Here is a 17,698-nt window from a genome sequence, read left to right as displayed (position 1 = left end):
GGGTGCCCTATATACCGCATAACTGTTGCGCAAACCTAGCGCACAATTTTTCGAACTCGACCCGTAAAAAATTCCGTACAATTTTCGTAACTCATGGCGTCAGGACGTAGACATAGCGTTTTAACCGTCCTAGAAGCACCTACAATCGTTTCTAACGCAAGACAGGTATAAACACGCCACAAGACGTTAAAAAGGCGTAGAACAAGCGCAAACACAACTGAAAGGAGGGCGCTCACAATAGCGTACATTAACGAAGAATGGCTCGGTAGGGAAGCGCGCCAAGAACGCATCGACGTAATGAGCGAACGATTGCGCAAACTGGCGGCAGCGATCAAGGCCGGCAAAGCTACGGACTATCATATCGAATTATTCAAGCGCGACAAGGCGGAGCTAGAAAAGCTAAAACGCGTACACCGCGCAGAGGACGACATGCTGTACTTTTTCTACGAATATTTCTCGGAAGCAAGGAATCCCGGAAATCCCGACAACCTAGTGCCGACTACTGCTGTAGACATTGCGGACGCGCCCGACTTTCACGCTAAGTTATCGCGCATCTTGGACTCGGTATCTAACCGAAATCGAACGGCACGTATCGCATGGGCTGCGTCGCGGGGTCACGCAAAGTCCGCGTACTTATCAAACGCCTTTCCAGTGCGCGAAATAGCGTACCGTAAACGGAAGATGATACTGATTATCTCGGAAACGAACGCCGGCTCGAAGAAGTTTATCAAGTGGGTTGCGGGACAGCTAAAGTATAACGTTAAGTTGCGCGAGGACTTCGGTATTTTGCTACACGAACAGAAGACGCGCAACGAAAAGGATTCCGAAGAAGCGTTCTTGACGACGACGGGCATCAAGATGGAAGCTACGTCGCTCGGTACGCAGATTCGCGGATTCCGTAATGGTAATCAGCGGCCCGACTTAATTATACTGGACGACTTGGAATCGCTCGATTCGAACAATACGCCCGAATTGCGGCAGAAGGCGAAAGACTGGCTAAACGCAGACTTAATGCCGGCGGGCGATCCTGAAAATACTGCGTTCATTTTTATGGGGACGTTAGTGCATTTCGACAGTCTTTTAAACTACGTATTGCGCGAACGGCGTGACTTCGTAAAGAACGAGTTCCCTGCGATAATCAAGCCGCCGGAACGAGCCGACCTTTGGGCGGAGTTCGAGCGCATATATAAAGAATACGAACCGACGGACGACGAGCTTGACGCAATGCTCGACGACGATACGGCTACAACCGAAACGCCCAACGCAAAAGCGGCGATGGCATTCTATTACGCAAATAAAGCGGAAATGGACAAGGGCGCGGAAGTCCTATGGCCGGGGCGTTTCCCGCTGCCTGCGCTCATGCTCGAAAAGGTCAACCTCGGCACTAAGTCGTTTAATACGGAATTTATGAATAATCCGATTGACGAGGAATCGCAAATATTCGTGCCGGAGCGTTTTTACTATTACGAGCCGGGCAAGACGTTTTCACATCGCGACTACTATATTGGTATGGGAATGGACTTCGCGATGGGTAAGCAACGCGGCGACTACTCGGCGTTAATAACCGTCGCGCGCCACAAGGCGACCGGCAAGAATTACGTAGTAGATGCGTATATTGAGCGCGCGCATCCCGACGTATTCCTAAAGGAAATAGTAGAACGCGTTAAAAAGTATCAACCGGACATGCTCGGCGCGGAGGCACAAATGGCCCAAGAGTTCTTCGTTGATACGTTAAAGGCGGAGTTAGAATATATCGGATTCCCTGCGCATAGTCGCGTTAAGAAGATACAACAACGACAACGAAAAGAATTACGGATTGAAGCGATGTTACCGGACATAGAAAACGGAAACATCGTTTTTTGTCGTGGAGAACATGCGACGTTAATCGAACATTTTGAGCGGTACGGTTCGCGCTGGCATGACGACGGGCCGGACGCTTTGCAAATGGCGCTCGCGGTAATCAAGCGACCACGTGCGGTCATAACAACGAAGCCGTCGTATTTATAGGAAAGGAGAGGACGCAAATGTCACGTAGAATGCGGGAATTAGAAGCGAAACTAGACGCACGACAACGCAAAGCGGCGTATCTGCTCGTCGAGAATGAATTGCGTGAGACAGGCGAGCGTAGAACCTACGAAGATATATCGAAGGAAATCGGGGTAACTACGCAAGCGCTATGGGAGTGGCGGACAAAGAATCGCAATTTTATCGAATACAAGAACGAAATCGCTGACGATTTTTTAGCGGACAAGCGCGATCAGGTCTACGCGCAGCTTATGAAACTGATTATGGCGTCGCAGCCGTCCGTAAAGGCAATCGATTTATTTATGCGCAGGCACGGGTTACTAACCGACCGTCAAATTACGCAACAAGAGAACGCGGGCGAGGGACGCAGTACCGACGACTTGGCGAAGGAACTTGCGGAGCTTGACGAATTATTGGACGGTGACGGCGAATGACGCTATTTACGGTAGGCGGGCAGTACCCACCGCAAGCCGACATTGAACGGCTCGCCAAGTACGAACGAATGCGGAAGCTATTCGAAGGCAAGCAGCTCGAAGTATATGAGCGCGCTACGGAAGTTTTAAAGGACTCGCCGCATGAGCCGCAGTTACGCAAGTTATATATTGCGGTCAACCTCGCGGACATTCTTGCGACAAAGCCTGCGGACTTGCTCGTAGGCGACGCGCCGAACTACGAATCGGGCAAGGACGACGCCAGCCCCGAACAAAAGGCGCTCAATAGCTACGTAGAAGAAAACGACTTGAATCAGCTCATACACGAAAGCGCGACGGCTAACGGCTATCGCGGCGACGCATGGCTAAAAGTGCGCTACGGCTACCGGCAGGACTATTCCGAAGTTAAAAACATACTTAGTCCCGAAGCCTACGACGAATTTATTAGCGGTAAGAATATGGAGCCGATTATCGAACATGTTGACGCATGTTGCGTATTTCCGGAAACATCACGCGGCAATGTTAAACGCTTCAAAGCGATCAATATTGCGCGTGTCGAATGGGTAGCCATGCGGAAGGAAGACGTACCGTATCTGAATGTCGAGCGCCACATACCGGGCTACATCATTTACAAGCGTTATAAACTCGTTCCAACCGAAGTCATCACAACGTACGGCGCGCACATTCAGACGTTTAGGATCACGGAGGAAGTCGCAACTGGACGCGAAAACAACGTTGTACCGACAGGCTTGCCGCACATGCCGGTCTTTCATATTCCGTACAAGTCGGTAGACGACGCGTGGGAAGGCAGCGGCGGAATGGAGAAGCTAGAATCCACGTTTGCGGCGATTAACGACCGACTCGTGCAAATCGACTTTATCTTATGGAAGCACGCAGACCCGACGGCGTACGGACCGGACCTCGAAGGCAATACGTCCAATACCGTCCAATTCGGCGGCAAGTATATACCGGTGACGCAAGACGACGTAACGCCGGGCTATATGACGTGGAACGCGCAACTTGACGCGGCATTTAAGGAACTCGACTTGCTTATTGCGTCGGTGTTCGTTATCTCGGAAACGCCGCAATGGTTATTCGGAACGGTCATGGCCGGCGATAACAAGGGCGGAACAGGCACGTCACATACTGATAGTGGCGCAATTAAGGCGCGCTTTATGCCGATTCTATCGAAGGTCAAGCGCATAAGAAACCACTACGACCGCGCAATACGTGACGCACTTTATACGTGCTATTTATTCGACAAGGAACAAGGCGACTATCGCGGCCAGCTCGAATATCCGGTCATCGAATGGCAAGACGGTATTCCAAAGAACGAGAAGGAAGAAGCAGAAATTGCGTCGTTGCGAACTGGCGGAAAACCTACGCTCGATCAGCAGACCGCGATTAAGCGGCTTGACGGTATGGATGACGGAAAGGCGAACGAAATCCTGCGACGCATTGGCGAGGACGACGAGCGTGTTAATAGTTTCGTAGACGCTTCGATATTCAACGCGGAGCCGGCAGTAGGCGATGACGATGCGTGAGGCACCACACCCGGACTACTCCTACGATGTACAGCGGCTCACACGCGAATATGAAAAGGCACTACGCAACATACAAGCGGAGCTTAATACGCTATTCCTAACGGACTTCGAGCGTGCGCAAATCGTAGCGGTCGAGGAAAACATTAAGGCGATACTGCGCGACTTGAACCGCTATGGCAGCGATTGGGCGCGACAAACAATTACGCAGTCCGCGCGGGAAGGCGTCGCCAGTACGATTTATTCGCTAGGACTTGCGGATACATTCGAAGAAGCGCTAAAGATTGCTCGCTTTAGTTCGCTGAATAAACCGCTAGTCGAGGCGATCATTACCGACACACAAGCGGACTTACTCGCGGTAACGCAGAACGTTAGCAGGAAAACGCGTTCAGCCGTAAGGCAGGCGACAGCCGACGTATTGCGCGCGAAGACTTCTGCGGGCATTAACGGCACACAATCGCTACAGCAGGCGCTTACGAAGGAACTACGTAAGCAACTCGGAAGTGCGGCGGATACTGCAATAGTTTCGGCAAATGGCGCGCGCTGGCGGCTTAAACCGTACGTAGAGATGCTCGTTCGCACAAAAACGATGCAGGCGCACAAAGAAGCGTCAATAAACGAAGCGCTCGACAGGGACGTGCAATACGGCGTAATCAGTCGGCATGGCGCGACGGACGCTTGTCGGAATTGGGAAGGACGTATAGTTGCGTACACACCGGACGCGCCCGGCGGATTCCCATATATCGGCGACCTACCACGTAATGAAATATTCCACCCAAACTGCCGACATTTAATAACGCCGGTACGCAGGCCGGATCGCTTACCTGCGGATATACGAGAAGTAAACGGAATCTAACGCTCTTAGGGGCGTTTTTATTATGCGCAAAAATTGACCGAACGTACACGTCGTAAAACTGCTACGGATAAAACAGCCGACGGGCTATAAGCGGATAGGAGGACGAAATGACGAATCATAACGAATATAAACTACCACTAACGCTAGACTTACAGTTCTTTGCGGAAGAAGGCGCAGACGATAAAGACGTGCAAGACGGCGCGGATAATGGCGACAACGGAGCGGACAAGCCGAAAGTCGTTACCATGACGCAAGAAGAATTTGACGCGATTATCGTGCGCGAAAAAGGGCGCGTCAAAGGAAAGTACGCCGATTACGATGAGCTAAAGCAGAAACTCGCGGAATTTGAAGCGCAGAAAGCGGAAGCAGAACGCGCACAAATGTCGGAAATCGAACGCTTGCAAGCCGACTTGAAAGCGAAGGAAGAAGCGGAGCAGACACTCGCAAAACAACTCGAAGAAATGCGCGAGCAAACGAAGCAAGCGGCAATCCATAACGCATTTATTGCGCAGGCAAAGGCGGCAGGCGTCACCTATACGGACGCGGCACTAAAATTAGCGGACTTGACTGCGGCACAGATCGGCGAGGACGGCAAAGTTAGCGGGGTAGACGAAATCGTTACGAAGCTCGTCGAAGATAATCCGTTCCTAATCGCGAAGAAACAACCGACAGAAATCGGCGAACCGACGAACGGCGGTAAAGGCGCGGCGGACGAAAAGACGAAGGAACAACTGCTCGAAGAAGCGACGGAGAAGGCACGTAAGAGCGGTCGGCTAGAGGATCGCGCGGCAGTAGCGCAATTAAAGCGCGAATTAGGACTATAAGCGGCGGCTTAAAAAACGCAAAAAAACGACAAACAAACGAAAAGGGGATTTTTAAATGTCTAAAATTTTATCGGGTCAACTTATTGGAAAACGTGAATCAGTAGCGGATGAACTATTACTTCTTAATCCACACCAAACGCCATTACTTGCTATGCTCGGCTTTTCAACGCCAGTAACGCAAGTTGAGCATAACTGGTTCGAGGACGAAATGTTTGCGGACGAATCTACGGCTACAGAGGCGGCACTAGCAGACGCCACTACAGTAAAGGTTGCTGACGGCGAGCCATTCCGCGTAGGACACGTAGTTAAAGTGAATGACGAGCTTATGAAAGTTACGGGCGTTAACGGAACTGACTTGACGGTAGTACGCGGATATGCAGGAACTACACCGGCAGCTATCGACGCTGGCGCAACTGTTGAAGTTCAATTCGTAGAAGGCGCAGAAGGATCGGACGCGCGCGAAGGACGTTACAAGCCACGCGTAAGAAAATCTAACATTACGCAAATCTTCGACGAGACTATCGAAATTTCCGGTACTGCTCAAGCGGTCAACAACTATTCAATCGACGATCTTTACGAGTACGAAAAGCAGAAGAAACAAGTCGAGCTTGCGTTGCAACTCGAAAAAGCGGCTATCAACGGAATCAAATACGAAAACGGTAACGTACGTCAAATGGGCGGTATCCGTAGCCTAATCCAATCTAACGTATTTGACGCTGGTGGCGATTTGACTGCGGACAAGATTTCTGACGCAGTACAAGCGATCTATACTAAAGGCGGCTTCAAGTCCGGCGGTAACTACGAAATTATCGTATCACCGACGTTAAAACGTAAAGTATCTGCGTTCGATAAGTCAATCGTTCGCTTGAATCAAGGCGAAGAAAAACGCGGAACTGTCGTTAACTACTTGACAACTGACTTCGGCGAGTTCCCGGTATCTATCAACGATAACCTTCGCGCGGACGAGCTATTTATCGTAGACAAAAACCGAGTGAAAATCAAGCCGTTGCAAGGACGCGAGTTTGCGCACGAATACCTCGGCAAGAAAGGCGACTACTTGCAAGGAATGATCGTCGGCGAATATACGGTTGAATTCTTCCAAGAGAGCGCGCACGCACGGATCAAAGGAGCGAAGTAATATGGCGAAATTTAAAACGCGTTATAGCGAGCTAGGCTTTTATGTCGACGGCTCGCTTTGCCGTTTTAAAGGCGGAATTTACGTAACCGAAGACAAGGCGGAAATTACGGTACTCGAAACGCTCGCGGACGTTGAGCGCGTAGACGTGCCGGTTAAAACCGAACCAAAGACGCAAGCCAAAGCGGAAGCCAAGCCGTCCACGAAAGCGAAGGCGCCCGCTAAAAAATAATAGCGGAGGTGTCTACGAATGGACTGGAATTTAACGGAAGCATCCGAATATATACGGCTTAACACGCTCGACAACGAGGACTTTACCGACGCGGACGACGAGCGCAAGACAGCGATCCTAAACGTCGCACAGCGGACACTGACACGAAAATACAGCGGATACACGATACCGAATGAAGCCGTCTACCTTTTCGCGCCAGTACTTGCCGCGGCGTTTAACGATACGAATAAGTTGCAACAGCAAGGCGTCGCGTCGTTCAGTGTGCGCGGTATGTCGTTCACATTCAAGGATTGGGCGAAGAAAGACATCGACGCGCTCATACCGGCGGAAGTAGCGGACTTAATCGGCGCGCCTAGCGGTCGGCAAGTGAAATGGACGGTGTTATGACGTATGGCACTAATACCGTTAAAACAACGCGCACTCGTCCATAAGCCGGCTGAACGCGACCCGTGGGGCGAAACGAAAAAGTTACCTCCTATTGCGTACAAATGTCGCGCGGACGAAATCACGGAAATCGTCAAGAACGTCGCAGGCGCGGAAGTTGTAAGCGGAGTACAGATTATGTTCGATAAATTACCGAATATCCGATATGACGACGAAATCGAATATACGAACGAATTAGGCGTGACGGTCAAGCGGAAGCCGGTAAAAATCGAACCGATACGGATGCTCAACGGAAAGCCGACGATGACGGTGGTGTACTTATGAAATACGCAAAGGAGGCGTCTTTGTGTCGCTTGAATTTTCGTTAGATATGTCGAAGTTCCTGCGCGCAATCGAAAAGGCGCCGGAAGCCGTCGGACGTGGCGCAACTAACGCAATGGACGAAATCAAAGACGATTGGGTGCGGGGTGCGCGAGACATTGCGCCATTAGACAGCGGTAACTTGCGCAAACAGATACACGGCGAAGTAGCAAAGCCCGGCGCGAACGGTTACGTCGAAATCAAGGCGAACGCATTTCAAGATACGGGCGGCAAGCGGTTCAACTACGCGTACTATATTCACGAACAAGACGCAGGCGGACGACAATTGCGCACGCCCGGCACGGAGAAGAAATTCCTCGACAAGTCGCTGGACGCGCGCAAGGAAGAATATCAGAAGTGGCTCGAAGAAGACGTTATGGACGAGCTAAAGAAAGCGGGGTGGTAGCGGTTGGCGGAAATCACGGACGAAATAATGGCGTTACGCAACTTTGTCGCGGACATCGGCTTTGCGTATATTAACCTCGCGCATTTACCGGCGGAATACGTAGCGGGCGAATTAGCCATTCGTTTTATGGGCGATACAGCGGCGAGCGAAACCGGCTATCACTTCCGACTTGATCGCGACTATCAATTTGTCTACTTCGATACGTCGGAGCGCGCCTGCCTTGCAAAAGCGAGCGCAATACAGCGGCGTATGCGAAGCGCACATAAAATCAACGTTGGCAATGCGACAGAATCGGGCTATTTGACGCTCGGTTCTTTTTCGTTGTCGCAACCGTTTAAGGCGGAAGGTGCGGAAGTCTACGGCATTATCGGCATGTTGCAGGCAACGGCGCGAGAGGCGCGGAAGTTCGAAGCTGTGCCGAAGATGGGCGGAATCACGATCGATGTAAAGCCGAGACCTCCGGGCAGTAGTTCGGACAACAGCGCGGATCAACCTGCGCAGGAATATCCGGAAAAGCAATACGAAATAAAAGAAGGAAATGGAGCGTGTAATTAATGGCTAATGGCGGACAATGGGACCCGATTTCATTACCGATTAGACCGGGGTTATACCTTAACTTCGTCGAGCAAGCACTCGCACAAATTGCGGGCGGACCTCGCGGAGTAGTCGGTATGCCGATTTTTAACTATACAGGCGGCGTACTAGAAGCCGGCAAGTTTTACGTAGTAGCAAACGAGAAAGAAGCGCAGGAACAGGTCGGCGCAGCAAACGCGGCACCTATCACGCGCGCACTAAGCGGAGGCGCGGCGGAAGTACTTATTTACGCAGTACCGGCAGGCTCGCCGGACGTAGACTACGCAGCATTGCGCGACGCATTCGAAGCGCGTCCGTTCAACGTATTCGTCTATCCGGGCGAAGTTGACGCGGCAGAACAAGACGCATCTTTGGCGTGGGTACAGCGCAATCGCAAAGAAGGCAAGCATTTTACGATTGTCTACGGCGGCACGGCGGCGGAAGACCGAGACCCGACGGCAGGTAACGCGCGCTCAATCCGTTTAGCGGACGAGTACGCAGTCAACTTGATTACGGGCGTCGTACTCGGTGACGGTACGGAATTAGCGTCGGCGGAATACGCGGCAGTTATTGCGGGACTTATCGCAGGCACACCGATTAATAAATCGATCACATACGCGGCGCTACCTGTTGCTGACGTTACGAAGCGTCTACGCAATAGCGAAATCAACGAAGCGTTAACGTCAGGCTCGCTAGTCCTCGTACATGACGGACGCAACGTTAAAGTCGAGCAAGGCATTACGACGGACAGCGACGCGACTAAGCGCGGCAAGATTCGTATTACACGCGCAAGACAAGCGGTTGCGACGGACATTCCTGCGACGGCGAAAGACCGCTATATCGGCAAAATCGACAATAATCCGGCTGGACAAGTCACGCTAATTGCGGCGATTAAGGCGTATCTCGAAACGCTTGAAACTAACAACGTTCTTATGGCGCCGGAAGTTACGCTCGATCCGCAACGTGAATCCGTAGGCGACTGCGTATTCTTGGCGGTTAGCTACGTCGAGGTCGACAGTATGGAACGTATTTTCTTAACTATTAACGTCTAATTGGACGCATAAATAACGAAAGGATGACGCAAATGTTAGATGCTACAAGAACGCTTATGGGAACGTTCGGAAAGTTACATCACGAAGGTGAATGGCTTACGAACGTGACAGGTATTGAGTTGAACGCTGACATTAACTACGAAGAAGTGCCTCGCGCTGGAACTCGCGTTCTCGGACATAAAGCGGGGACGATAGTAATGGAAGGTACGATACAGAGTTATAAGGTGACACCGAAATTCGTCGATGCTATTTCACAAATCCTTGACGACAAAAAAGGTGCATTTGTTACCGAGCTTATGGCTGAAATGGATGACCCCGAGAATCCTGATATGAAGGGTTTTTACAGGGTTAAAGGCGTCCAGTTTAAAAACATTCCGATCCTAAGTTTCGAACACGGTTCGATTGTAGAAGAAGAGTTGCAGTTTGTGTTTACGGGATACGAGCGCATGTAATAACGGCGGGGCTTCGGCTCCGTCTTTTTAATACGAAAATTAACCGAAAGAGGTCGATTATAGATGGCGGAAATCAGCGCATTAGACGCATTGCTAGGCGCGTCAGTTGATGTTGAAGAGAAAGTATATATTAAACGGTTAAAAACAAATTTCACGGTCAAAGCGCTTACAGGCGACAAACTAAACGAACTACGCGAACAATGTACGTACACGGAAGGCAAAGGCGCAAATCGCCGGACTTTCACCAACGAAGACGAACTCGGTAAATTACTAATTGCGGAGGCTTGTATCGAGCCGGACTTTAGTGACGCGAAGTTACTTGCAAAATATGGCGCGAAAGATGCGGCAGATTGCGTACAGAAAGCATTGCTCGCGGGCGAAGTTACGACGTTATCGCACGCTGTACTGGACGTGTCCGGCTTTGATAACGCGGCGGAAGACGTAGAAACAGCAAAAAACTAATAAAGGCCGGCGGTGAAGCGGCGATGTTAGACCGGATATTCCAGCTACATCACATACCTCCGGACGAAGTATATGCGAAAGAATGGCGTTATCGCGCGTTTATGTACGCTTCGGAAGAATTAGCGATGGAGCGAGAGCGGGCGGAAGCGCGTAAACGGAATTAGAAATAACAAGGAAAGGAGGCGGCACGATTGGATTTAGTCGCAAGGCTTAGTTTAAAGGACGACTTCTCGGCGCGAATGAAGAAGGTTACGAGCGTACTTACACGGACGAAGCAAGCTACAGACACATACCGCGACTCGCTCGGACGGTTGCGCGATTCTAACGGACGATTCATAAAGGAAAACGAAACACTTTTTACGCGAATGAAAAACTCGTTCAAAGGCGCGAGAAAATCACTTAGTGACGTTAGTGGTGGGTTTTTTGACGTAGGCAGAAGTTCGTCTTCGGCGCGGTCTAGCGTTAACAGCTTCAAGACTTCGCTTATGAGTATTGCGTCGGCTATCGGACTTACAGCGGCGATTGCGGGCGGTTTTAATATGATTAAATCGTCGGTGCGCTCGGCGATGGCGCGTATTGATGTTATGGAGTCCTTTGAGCGCGTGCTTACGGAGCTTACCGGCTCGGTCGAGAAGACGAAGGAAGCGCTAGACAAGACGCGCGAAGCCGTAACCGGAACAGCCTACGGACTTGATGTAGCGGCGAAATCAGTGCAGAACTTCGTAACGCGCGGCATGGAAATCGGCAAGGCGACGGAGACGATGGCTGCGTGGGGCGACGCGGTAGCATTTTACGGTAACGGCTCGAACGAACAGCTCGAAACGGTCATGGACGCGCTTGCGAAAATGTACTCGTCGGGCAAGGTCGCAATGGATCAGATGAACCGGCTATACGACGCAGGTATTGACGGTGTAGGAATGTATGCAAAAGCGGTCGGACGCGACGTAAACGTAGTTCAGAAAGAGCTATCGAAAGGTAAGATTCCGGCGTCGCAATTTATCGACGTAGTTACGAAAGCGATGATGGAAGGTACGAACGGCGTCACTAAAATCGCGGGAGCTGCGAAAGAAGCCGGAGCATCGTGGGGCGCATCCTTCGATAACATGCGGGCAGCAGTAACGCGCGGTGTCACGGACATTATTCAGACTATCGACAAGATGCTCGTAGACAACGGCTTGCCGGACATGCGAGCAATGATCGCGGAGTTCGGGCGGACATTTGAGCGTAATCTTAAAAAGGCGGCTACCTTTATCGCGCCGTTAGTTACGCAATTGAAGCGCATATATAACGCAATCAAGCCGATAATGCCCGCACTCAAAGAGCTTGCCATTGCGGTAGGTATTGCGGTAGCGGCGGTCGCGGGCTTCTTCGCAGTTGTCAGCGCATTTAAGGCGATAGGCGCGGCGATTATGTTTCTTACGTCGCCAATCGGACTGGCTATCGGTGCTATTACGGGATTAGTCCTCATATTCCGCAACCTCTACAAGACTAGCGAACCGTTCCGCGCGTTTATCGACAAAATCGTCGGTGGCGTCAAAGGACTGTTTAAAATTATGTCCGGCGACAAGGCGGGCGGTCTAGGCGCAATGCTAGAAGCGGGCATGAATACGGAAGCGATTCGCAAAGTATTCGCATTCGCTGACGGCATTAAGAACGGATTTTCTACCGTTAAAAACTTCGTTATGTCGTTCGTAGACAATATAAAGCCGCGAGTGGCCGAGTTCGTTACGTACCTTGCGCAGAAGTGGCAGGACCTGCAGCCCGGCATTGCGACGTTACTAAGCGCGTTTTCTACGGCAAAGGAAACAGCTGTTAATATTTTTACTACGTTGTGGAGCGCATTGCAGCCGGTATTTGGCGCATTAGGCATCGCATTCCGAATTATTGCAGACGTAGCAGTAGCCGTATTCAATAACTTGATTGCGCCTGCCGTTAAATTCGTATGGGGCGCTTTTCAGACGCTGTGGAAAGTGGTCGGACCGATTCTAAAGTTGGTCGGCGAAGCTATCGGCATTGCGTTCGAAGTGTTGAGTATCGTATGGGAAAACATCGTAAAACCGTTTGCATCGTTCATGAAAGATCAGTTTGTCAGCGCATTAGACGCAGTGACGCCAGTGCTCGACGCAATTAGTGGCGCTTTTGAGTGGCTCGGCGAAAAGGTCGAAACTGTTGCCGGATGGTTCAGTGGATTCCGCGACATGCTTTCGAACTTTAAAGTGCCGTCATGGTTATCGCGCTTAGGCGGAGGCGGTACAGTCAAGTTCGAATCTAACGAAGGTGACGGTGGCGGTAAAGGCGGTAAGTCGAAGTACCACGGGATCGATTACGTGCCATACGACGGCTATCAGATTTCGGCGCATAAAGGGGAAGCCGTAATTACGGCGGCCGAAAACAAGGAACGCAAAAAGGGCGGACTGACCGGCGGAATTAGCATTTCCGGCAATACGTTCCATGTGCGGCAGGAATCGGACATTGACGCAATAGCCGAGGCATTGTACGTAAAAATTAACGGGGCAGCGGAGGCGGGTGCGTAATGGCAATCGAATTTTGGCTATCGTTTAACAGTGGCGCGGAAAAGTTGCGCCTACCCGTCAACCCTCCGTCACTTAGCGTAAAGTCACCGTTCGGCAACACGGACATCAATATTACGCAATTCGGCGAGTACACCGTAATAGGCGAGCGTGGCGCGGCGGAACTTTCGTTCAATTCGTTTTTCCCGCGCGAATATAACGCGTCATACTGCGAGTACGCAGACTTTCCGTTACCTGCGGAATGCGTACGTATTCTTGAACGATGGCGCGACGAACGTAAGCCTTTACGCTTTGTCGTGACTGGAACGGACGTAAACTTTGCGGTAACGATCCGAGACTTTAGCTACGAAGTTCAGCGCGCGGGCAGTCCGGGTGACATTTACTATACGCTATCGCTAAAGGAATATCGCTTCTTAGACGTACAGCCGACGGTAGTAGACGTAAGTGCTACGCTAAATGCGCCAGTAGCCAAGAAGCCAGCGGCGAAGAAACGTCCGCCCGTCGTCAATAAGGCGAAGTCTAAAACGCCCGTGACGAAAACAAAGGTCAAGCAAGGCGACACGCTGCCGAAAATAGCCGGTAAGGACTGGCCGAAAGTATACGAGGCGAATAAGAAGGCAATCGGCAATAACCCGAACATCTTGCGACACGGCACGGAAATAACGAGGACGACGATATGAAGCTGCGCGTTCTCTATTTTCATAACGGAGTCATGCGCGACCTTGCCGGCGGTTTGCAAAGCGTAGAAATTGGCGGCGACACTGCGCAAGCATTCCGCACTTGCTCGATTGCGTTAAATAATACGCGCGACGGACGGCGCTACGCAATTCCGTTTAAAAATGGCGGTGAGCTACGCGTCCATTACGGAGATATCGAGTTCTTTCGCGGAGTTATATTCGAGTCATCAATCGACGCAAAAGGCGCGCAGTCACTAAAGGCGCATGACGCGAATGTTTATCTGACGAAGAATAACGACACCGTGCGCTTTGTCGGCAAGACAGCTACGCAGATAATCGCGACATTATGTGGCAAGTACGGCATACCTACGGGATCACTCGCAACTACGCGACATGTAATACCGAAGTTTATCGTGCGGGGCAAGACGCTTTACGAAATCGCAGTATTGGCGCTCACGGAAACGCAGAAGGCGACGGGCAAGCGCTATAGATTGCGCAACGTTGCGGGCAAGCTCGAACTCGTCGAAGTCACTGCGTCGGTGAAGCATTTAACGCTCGAAAATGGGCGCAACATTATCGACGCGTCGTATTCGGAATCCATCGAAGAAGTACGTACACGCGTCAAGCTAACGGGCGGTGACGAAAACAAGCCAGTAACGGTCGAAGTTAGTTCGCCTAGCGCGTCGAAATATGGAATCATGCAGCATTACGAACATAACAGCGACGTAAAGTCGGTCAAGCAATTAAAGCCGCTCGCCGACGCATTACTTGCGGAGCTTTCCAAGCCGAAACAGGAATTTAACGTAACAGTCATAGGAGATATAGACGTAGTAAGCGCCACGTCGGTTTTAGTTAACGAAACTATGACAGGCATTAAGGGCGCTTTTTATGTTGCGGCGGATTCACACAAGTTTGAAGCGAACGGCCTACACACGATGTCCTTGCGTTTAACACGCGAATTAGAACTCGAACGGATTGAGTACGAAGCGCCGGAAGAACCGAAGCCGAAGAAGGCGAAGAAGAAAACGGCGAAACAAAAAGCGAAGGAAGAGGAGGCGGCTAAGAAATGACGGAGAAAATCGGACGGGAAGGTAACGTTTATTCGAAACTGGTACAAACAATACGCGATGTCGGCTATTCCAAGCCGGTGAATATCGAAATCGCAACGGTCGTCGACGCGCCTCCTAATCTGCGCATTAAACTCGATCAGGACGGCTTAATACTTGAAAAGGACGACTTAATTGTTGCGGAGCATCTTACGCGCCATGAGCGCATCGTTTCGGTCAATTACGAATACCCGAAGACGTGGTTACTGGCAGACATAGGCGATATGCCGAAGGACGCGGATTCCTCACGCAACTACATCGGAAGCGCGCAGGCAATCCCGTACGAAAAATACGAAATGCTAAACGCCAAAATGACGTTTGAGGACGTACTAAAGCCGGGCGAGCGCGTCATTTTGGCGTGCTTGGACGAAGATATGGTCTACGTCGTATTGGATAGGGCGGTGTGGTACGTATGAGCTTACTACCGGATAATCAAACGGAATTACTCGATGCTTATTTGCGCGCAGAACAGGACGCACAGCCGGAGCCTACGCTGACGTACCGGCTGAACTTCGGTAATGGGCGCATCGGAGGAATGGTCGACGGCAAGGACGCAATTAAGCAATTCATCGTCAAGGCGATACGCACCAACCGGTCGCACTTCCGTATTTACACGGACGACTACGGATGCGAAATCGAATCGCTTATCGGTAATGACGTCACGGAGTCGTTTATCCAAGCGGAAATTCCCCGCATGGTGCGCGAGGCTTTGATTTACGATGATCGAATAAACGACGTATCCAACGTAACGGCAACGCGACTTGGCGACGCCGTTTTTATTACGGCTACTGTCGATAGTATTTACGGAGAAGTCACGCAGGAGGTGACGATATAATGGCGGAATTATATGAACCGCGCACAATAGACGAAATACACGCGGAAATGCTCAATAGTGTCCGCGACGACGTAGACAAGCGGGAAGGTTCGGTCGTACACGATATGACTGCGCCGACTGCGGAGCAAATCGAGCTACTAGACTACGAGATACAGGCGGCATATTTAAACGGATTCGCAGACACGGCGGACTTACTATACTTGATCCGGCGCGCTGCGGAAATGGGCGTCGACTGGAAGGACGCAGTACCGGCGCGCGGCAACGTAACTATCAACGGAAGCGAAGGCGTAGTAGTGCCGGCTGGCTTCCGTGTTTATACGGATAGCGGCGTATACTTTGCGACTACGGCAGACGCAACATTAACGGCAGGCACGGCAACAGTCGGAGTCATCGCAGAGGCAGGCGGAGAAGCCGGCAATATCGGTATAGCGGAAATTACGCAATATGTGCCGTCGGTTGCGGGCATTACGTCAGTAACGAACGACGCGCCTTTCACAGGCGGCATTGACGCGGAAACGGCGGAAGCACTACTTGCGCGCTACCTGCTGAAAGTCCGCAAGCCGATCACGTCGGGCAACGTCTACCACTACGAAAAATGGGCGACGGACGTTGAAGGCGTAGCAACTGCGAAGGTATTTCCGTTACACAACGGGCCGGGGACGGTCAAGGTCGTAGTTATTGCGGAGGATGGGCGCGCGCCAATACCGGAAGTTATTACGCGAGTTGCGGAAAATATCGAAACCGAGCGTCCAATCGGCGCAACAGTAACCGTCGTGCCAGTGACGGAAATAGCCGTTAATGTGAGCGCAAAACTGACGCTTGCAGGCGACTTGGAAGCGGCTGACGTACTAGACGCAGTTAAGGCGTCAATCGGCGCTTACTTGCTTGCGGCGGCTCATACGGGCGTTGTCCGTTATGCGCGCGTAGGGGAGGCGCTACTCGAAGCGGACGGCGTGCTTGACTACGAGAATTTAACGGTGAATGGCGGCACATCAAACGTAACAATTGCGGAGGATGCCGTAGCTGTCGTCGGTGAGGTGACGATTGTATGAGCGCGGAATTTACTAAACGCGACCTACTAGACACCTTACCGCGCTATTACGATGACAGTCCGGAAGTTGACGCAATTATGGAGGCGAACGCGGGGCAAGTTGCGAATACACGTAAGTCTGCGCGCGAAGTCACAGATCAATTTTACGTAAGGACTGCGACAAAGGACGGTCTTTCCGCGTGGGAGCGCGTGCTTGACTTGCCACCGCGTCCGAACTCGTCGCTGGCGTTTCGGCGCAATCGCATACTTGCGCGACTGAACGGTACTGCTCCGGCAACGGTCTCGTATTTGACGGACGTAGTAAATGCGCATGTTGCGGACAAGTCTGCGCGCATTATCGAAGTAAACGGCGAGTATCGGTTCGAGGCGGAAGTTGATGTCAGGCAAATGTCCGATATTACTCCGATTTATAACGACATTAACGACGTGAAGCCTGCGCATTTGGCGTTCGGAGTTACGGGGCTAATATCCGAGAATCTTAGATTGCGCGGTAAGCAGTACGCGTTCGGCGTGACATACCTAATTTGCAACATGTTCAATACGTCCGGAAATACTGCGTTACTATCAAGTGGCGTTGCTATGGGCGGTAAATCTAACGCCAATGCGGTTAGGTATCCGCGAGCAGGTGCGACAGTTGCTTCTAATAACACTAACGCGGCGAGTTCAGCGATGTTTAGCGGCGAGATTATGCCGAATGCCTCGGATAACAGCGTGATATATCCGAGGGCAGGCGCAACAATTACAGGAGAGGGGCTTGCGTAAATA

The 17,698-nt window shown here is 51.3% G+C and carries 21 protein-coding genes; all 21 read left to right on the top strand.

The annotated features are described in order from the left end of the window. Nucleotides 1-429: 429 nt before the first annotated feature. The 21 genes from terL (at nt 430) to ACTHPA_RS12105 (ending at nt 17,695) form a co-directional block, all read left to right on the top strand. Nucleotides 430-2,007, top strand: coding sequence for a phage terminase large subunit (gene terL / locus ACTHPA_RS12205; protein WP_440500566.1), 1,578 nt, complete (start codon nt 430-432; stop codon nt 2,005-2,007). 17 nt (nt 2,008-2,024) lie between these two features. Beyond that, on the top strand, nt 2,025-2,459 hold the full coding sequence (locus ACTHPA_RS12200; protein WP_440500565.1) for a phBC6A51 family helix-turn-helix protein: 435 nt from the start codon (nt 2,025-2,027) through the stop codon (nt 2,457-2,459). Continuing rightward, the gene (locus ACTHPA_RS12195) at nt 2,456-4,000 is read left to right on the top strand and encodes a phage portal protein (RefSeq protein ID WP_440500564.1); all 1,545 of its coding nucleotides are present in this window, start codon (nt 2,456-2,458) and stop codon (nt 3,998-4,000) included. The genes ACTHPA_RS12200 and ACTHPA_RS12195 overlap by 4 nt, the downstream gene beginning before the upstream one ends. Continuing rightward, on the top strand, nt 3,993-4,853 hold the full coding sequence (locus ACTHPA_RS12190) for a phage minor capsid protein (RefSeq protein WP_440500562.1): 861 nt from the start codon (nt 3,993-3,995) through the stop codon (nt 4,851-4,853). The genes ACTHPA_RS12195 and ACTHPA_RS12190 overlap by 8 nt, the downstream gene beginning before the upstream one ends. Nucleotides 4,854-4,960: 107 nt before the next feature. Further along, nucleotides 4,961-5,677: a phage scaffolding protein gene (locus tag ACTHPA_RS12185; RefSeq protein WP_440500561.1), complete on the top strand. Its 717-nt coding sequence runs from the start codon at nt 4,961-4,963 to the stop codon at nt 5,675-5,677. Nucleotides 5,678-5,732: 55 nt separating this feature from the next. After that, the gene (locus ACTHPA_RS12180) at nt 5,733-6,815 is read left to right on the top strand and encodes an SU10 major capsid protein (RefSeq protein ID WP_440500560.1); all 1,083 of its coding nucleotides are present in this window, start codon (nt 5,733-5,735) and stop codon (nt 6,813-6,815) included. Nucleotide 6,816: 1 nt separating this feature from the next. After that, nucleotides 6,817-7,044, top strand: coding sequence for a hypothetical protein (locus ACTHPA_RS12175; protein ID WP_440500559.1), 228 nt, complete (start codon nt 6,817-6,819; stop codon nt 7,042-7,044). Between the two features lie 18 nt (nt 7,045-7,062). After that, nucleotides 7,063-7,431 carry a hypothetical protein gene (locus ACTHPA_RS12170; protein ID WP_440500557.1) on the top strand — a complete coding sequence of 123 codons (369 nt, stop codon included), beginning with the start codon at nt 7,063-7,065 and terminating at the stop codon, nt 7,429-7,431. Nucleotides 7,432-7,434: 3 nt separating this feature from the next. Continuing rightward, the gene (locus tag ACTHPA_RS12165) at nt 7,435-7,752 is read left to right on the top strand and encodes a hypothetical protein (RefSeq protein ID WP_440500555.1); all 318 of its coding nucleotides are present in this window, start codon (nt 7,435-7,437) and stop codon (nt 7,750-7,752) included. A 22-nt stretch (nt 7,753-7,774) separates the two neighbouring features. Further along, nucleotides 7,775-8,194 carry a hypothetical protein gene (locus ACTHPA_RS12160; RefSeq protein ID WP_440500554.1) on the top strand — a complete coding sequence of 140 codons (420 nt, stop codon included), beginning with the start codon at nt 7,775-7,777 and terminating at the stop codon, nt 8,192-8,194. A gap of 3 nt (nt 8,195-8,197) precedes the next feature. Next, complete coding sequence (locus tag ACTHPA_RS12155) at nt 8,198-8,749, top strand: hypothetical protein (RefSeq protein ID WP_440500552.1); 552 nt, start codon at nt 8,198-8,200, stop codon at nt 8,747-8,749. After that, the gene (locus ACTHPA_RS12150) at nt 8,749-9,819 is read left to right on the top strand and encodes a phage tail sheath subtilisin-like domain-containing protein (protein ID WP_440500551.1); all 1,071 of its coding nucleotides are present in this window, start codon (nt 8,749-8,751) and stop codon (nt 9,817-9,819) included. Before ACTHPA_RS12155 ends, ACTHPA_RS12150 begins: the two co-directional genes overlap by 1 nt. Nucleotides 9,820-9,851: 32 nt before the next feature. Then, nucleotides 9,852-10,271 (top strand): phage tail tube protein, encoded by a 420-nt coding sequence (locus ACTHPA_RS12145; RefSeq protein ID WP_440500550.1) that lies wholly within the window; start codon nt 9,852-9,854, stop codon nt 10,269-10,271. 63 nt (nt 10,272-10,334) lie between these two features. Then, nucleotides 10,335-10,733: a phage tail assembly chaperone gene (locus ACTHPA_RS12140; RefSeq protein ID WP_440500549.1), complete on the top strand. Its 399-nt coding sequence runs from the start codon at nt 10,335-10,337 to the stop codon at nt 10,731-10,733. Between the two features lie 191 nt (nt 10,734-10,924). Next, entirely contained in the window at nt 10,925-13,267 is a 2,343-nt protein-coding gene (locus tag ACTHPA_RS12135; RefSeq protein ID WP_440500548.1) for a tape measure protein, read from the top strand. Further along, the gene (locus ACTHPA_RS12130) at nt 13,267-13,944 is read left to right on the top strand and encodes a LysM peptidoglycan-binding domain-containing protein (protein ID WP_440500546.1); all 678 of its coding nucleotides are present in this window, start codon (nt 13,267-13,269) and stop codon (nt 13,942-13,944) included. Before ACTHPA_RS12135 ends, ACTHPA_RS12130 begins: the two co-directional genes overlap by 1 nt. Further along, complete coding sequence (locus ACTHPA_RS12125; protein ID WP_440500544.1) at nt 13,941-15,011, top strand: XkdQ/YqbQ family protein; 1,071 nt, start codon at nt 13,941-13,943, stop codon at nt 15,009-15,011. The genes ACTHPA_RS12130 and ACTHPA_RS12125 overlap by 4 nt, the downstream gene beginning before the upstream one ends. Further along, complete coding sequence (locus tag ACTHPA_RS12120) at nt 15,008-15,463, top strand: DUF2577 domain-containing protein (RefSeq protein WP_440500543.1); 456 nt, start codon at nt 15,008-15,010, stop codon at nt 15,461-15,463. Before ACTHPA_RS12125 ends, ACTHPA_RS12120 begins: the two co-directional genes overlap by 4 nt. Next, on the top strand, nt 15,460-15,882 hold the full coding sequence (locus ACTHPA_RS12115; protein WP_440500541.1) for a DUF2634 domain-containing protein: 423 nt from the start codon (nt 15,460-15,462) through the stop codon (nt 15,880-15,882). Before ACTHPA_RS12120 ends, ACTHPA_RS12115 begins: the two co-directional genes overlap by 4 nt. Then, nucleotides 15,882-16,934, top strand: a complete 1,053-nt coding sequence (locus ACTHPA_RS12110; RefSeq protein ID WP_440500540.1) for a baseplate J/gp47 family protein — start codon at nt 15,882-15,884, stop codon at nt 16,932-16,934. The genes ACTHPA_RS12115 and ACTHPA_RS12110 overlap by 1 nt, the downstream gene beginning before the upstream one ends. Beyond that, nucleotides 16,931-17,695, top strand: a complete 765-nt coding sequence (locus ACTHPA_RS12105) for a putative phage tail protein (RefSeq protein ID WP_440500539.1) — start codon at nt 16,931-16,933, stop codon at nt 17,693-17,695. The genes ACTHPA_RS12110 and ACTHPA_RS12105 overlap by 4 nt, the downstream gene beginning before the upstream one ends. The last annotated feature ends 3 nt before the right edge of the window (nt 17,696-17,698 follow it).

Origin of the sequence: Sporosarcina sp. SAFN-015 (genome assembly GCF_051966875.1) — a bacterium.
Taxonomy (GTDB): Bacteria; Bacillota; Bacilli; order Bacillales_A; family Planococcaceae; genus Sporosarcina.
Note: the sequence above shows the minus strand (reverse complement) of the source record. Positions and strands in the feature narration are given on the sequence as shown.

Excerpts from the sequence above, each read along its gene's own strand:
- terL (WP_440500566.1), top strand. The coding sequence starts at position 430 with ATGCTGTACTTTTTCTACGAATATTTCTCGGAAGCAAGGAATCCCGGA.
- ACTHPA_RS12200 (WP_440500565.1), top strand. The coding sequence starts at position 2,025 with ATGTCACGTAGAATGCGGGAATTAGAAGCGAAACTAGACGCACGACAA.
- ACTHPA_RS12195 (WP_440500564.1), top strand. The coding sequence starts at position 2,456 with ATGACGCTATTTACGGTAGGCGGGCAGTACCCACCGCAAGCCGACATT.
- ACTHPA_RS12190 (WP_440500562.1), top strand. The coding sequence starts at position 3,993 with ATGCGTGAGGCACCACACCCGGACTACTCCTACGATGTACAGCGGCTC.
- ACTHPA_RS12185 (WP_440500561.1), top strand. The coding sequence starts at position 4,961 with ATGACGAATCATAACGAATATAAACTACCACTAACGCTAGACTTACAG.
- ACTHPA_RS12180 (WP_440500560.1), top strand. The coding sequence starts at position 5,733 with ATGTCTAAAATTTTATCGGGTCAACTTATTGGAAAACGTGAATCAGTA.
- ACTHPA_RS12175 (WP_440500559.1), top strand. The coding sequence starts at position 6,817 with ATGGCGAAATTTAAAACGCGTTATAGCGAGCTAGGCTTTTATGTCGAC.
- ACTHPA_RS12170 (WP_440500557.1), top strand. The coding sequence starts at position 7,063 with ATGGACTGGAATTTAACGGAAGCATCCGAATATATACGGCTTAACACG.
- ACTHPA_RS12165 (WP_440500555.1), top strand. The coding sequence starts at position 7,435 with ATGGCACTAATACCGTTAAAACAACGCGCACTCGTCCATAAGCCGGCT.
- ACTHPA_RS12150 (WP_440500551.1), top strand. The coding sequence starts at position 8,749 with ATGGCTAATGGCGGACAATGGGACCCGATTTCATTACCGATTAGACCG.
- ACTHPA_RS12145 (WP_440500550.1), top strand. The coding sequence starts at position 9,852 with ATGTTAGATGCTACAAGAACGCTTATGGGAACGTTCGGAAAGTTACAT.
- ACTHPA_RS12140 (WP_440500549.1), top strand. The coding sequence starts at position 10,335 with ATGGCGGAAATCAGCGCATTAGACGCATTGCTAGGCGCGTCAGTTGAT.
- ACTHPA_RS12130 (WP_440500546.1), top strand. The coding sequence starts at position 13,267 with ATGGCAATCGAATTTTGGCTATCGTTTAACAGTGGCGCGGAAAAGTTG.
- ACTHPA_RS12125 (WP_440500544.1), top strand. The coding sequence starts at position 13,941 with ATGAAGCTGCGCGTTCTCTATTTTCATAACGGAGTCATGCGCGACCTT.
- ACTHPA_RS12120 (WP_440500543.1), top strand. The coding sequence starts at position 15,008 with ATGACGGAGAAAATCGGACGGGAAGGTAACGTTTATTCGAAACTGGTA.
- ACTHPA_RS12115 (WP_440500541.1), top strand. The coding sequence starts at position 15,460 with ATGAGCTTACTACCGGATAATCAAACGGAATTACTCGATGCTTATTTG.
- ACTHPA_RS12110 (WP_440500540.1), top strand. The coding sequence starts at position 15,882 with ATGGCGGAATTATATGAACCGCGCACAATAGACGAAATACACGCGGAA.
- ACTHPA_RS12105 (WP_440500539.1), top strand. The coding sequence starts at position 16,931 with ATGAGCGCGGAATTTACTAAACGCGACCTACTAGACACCTTACCGCGC.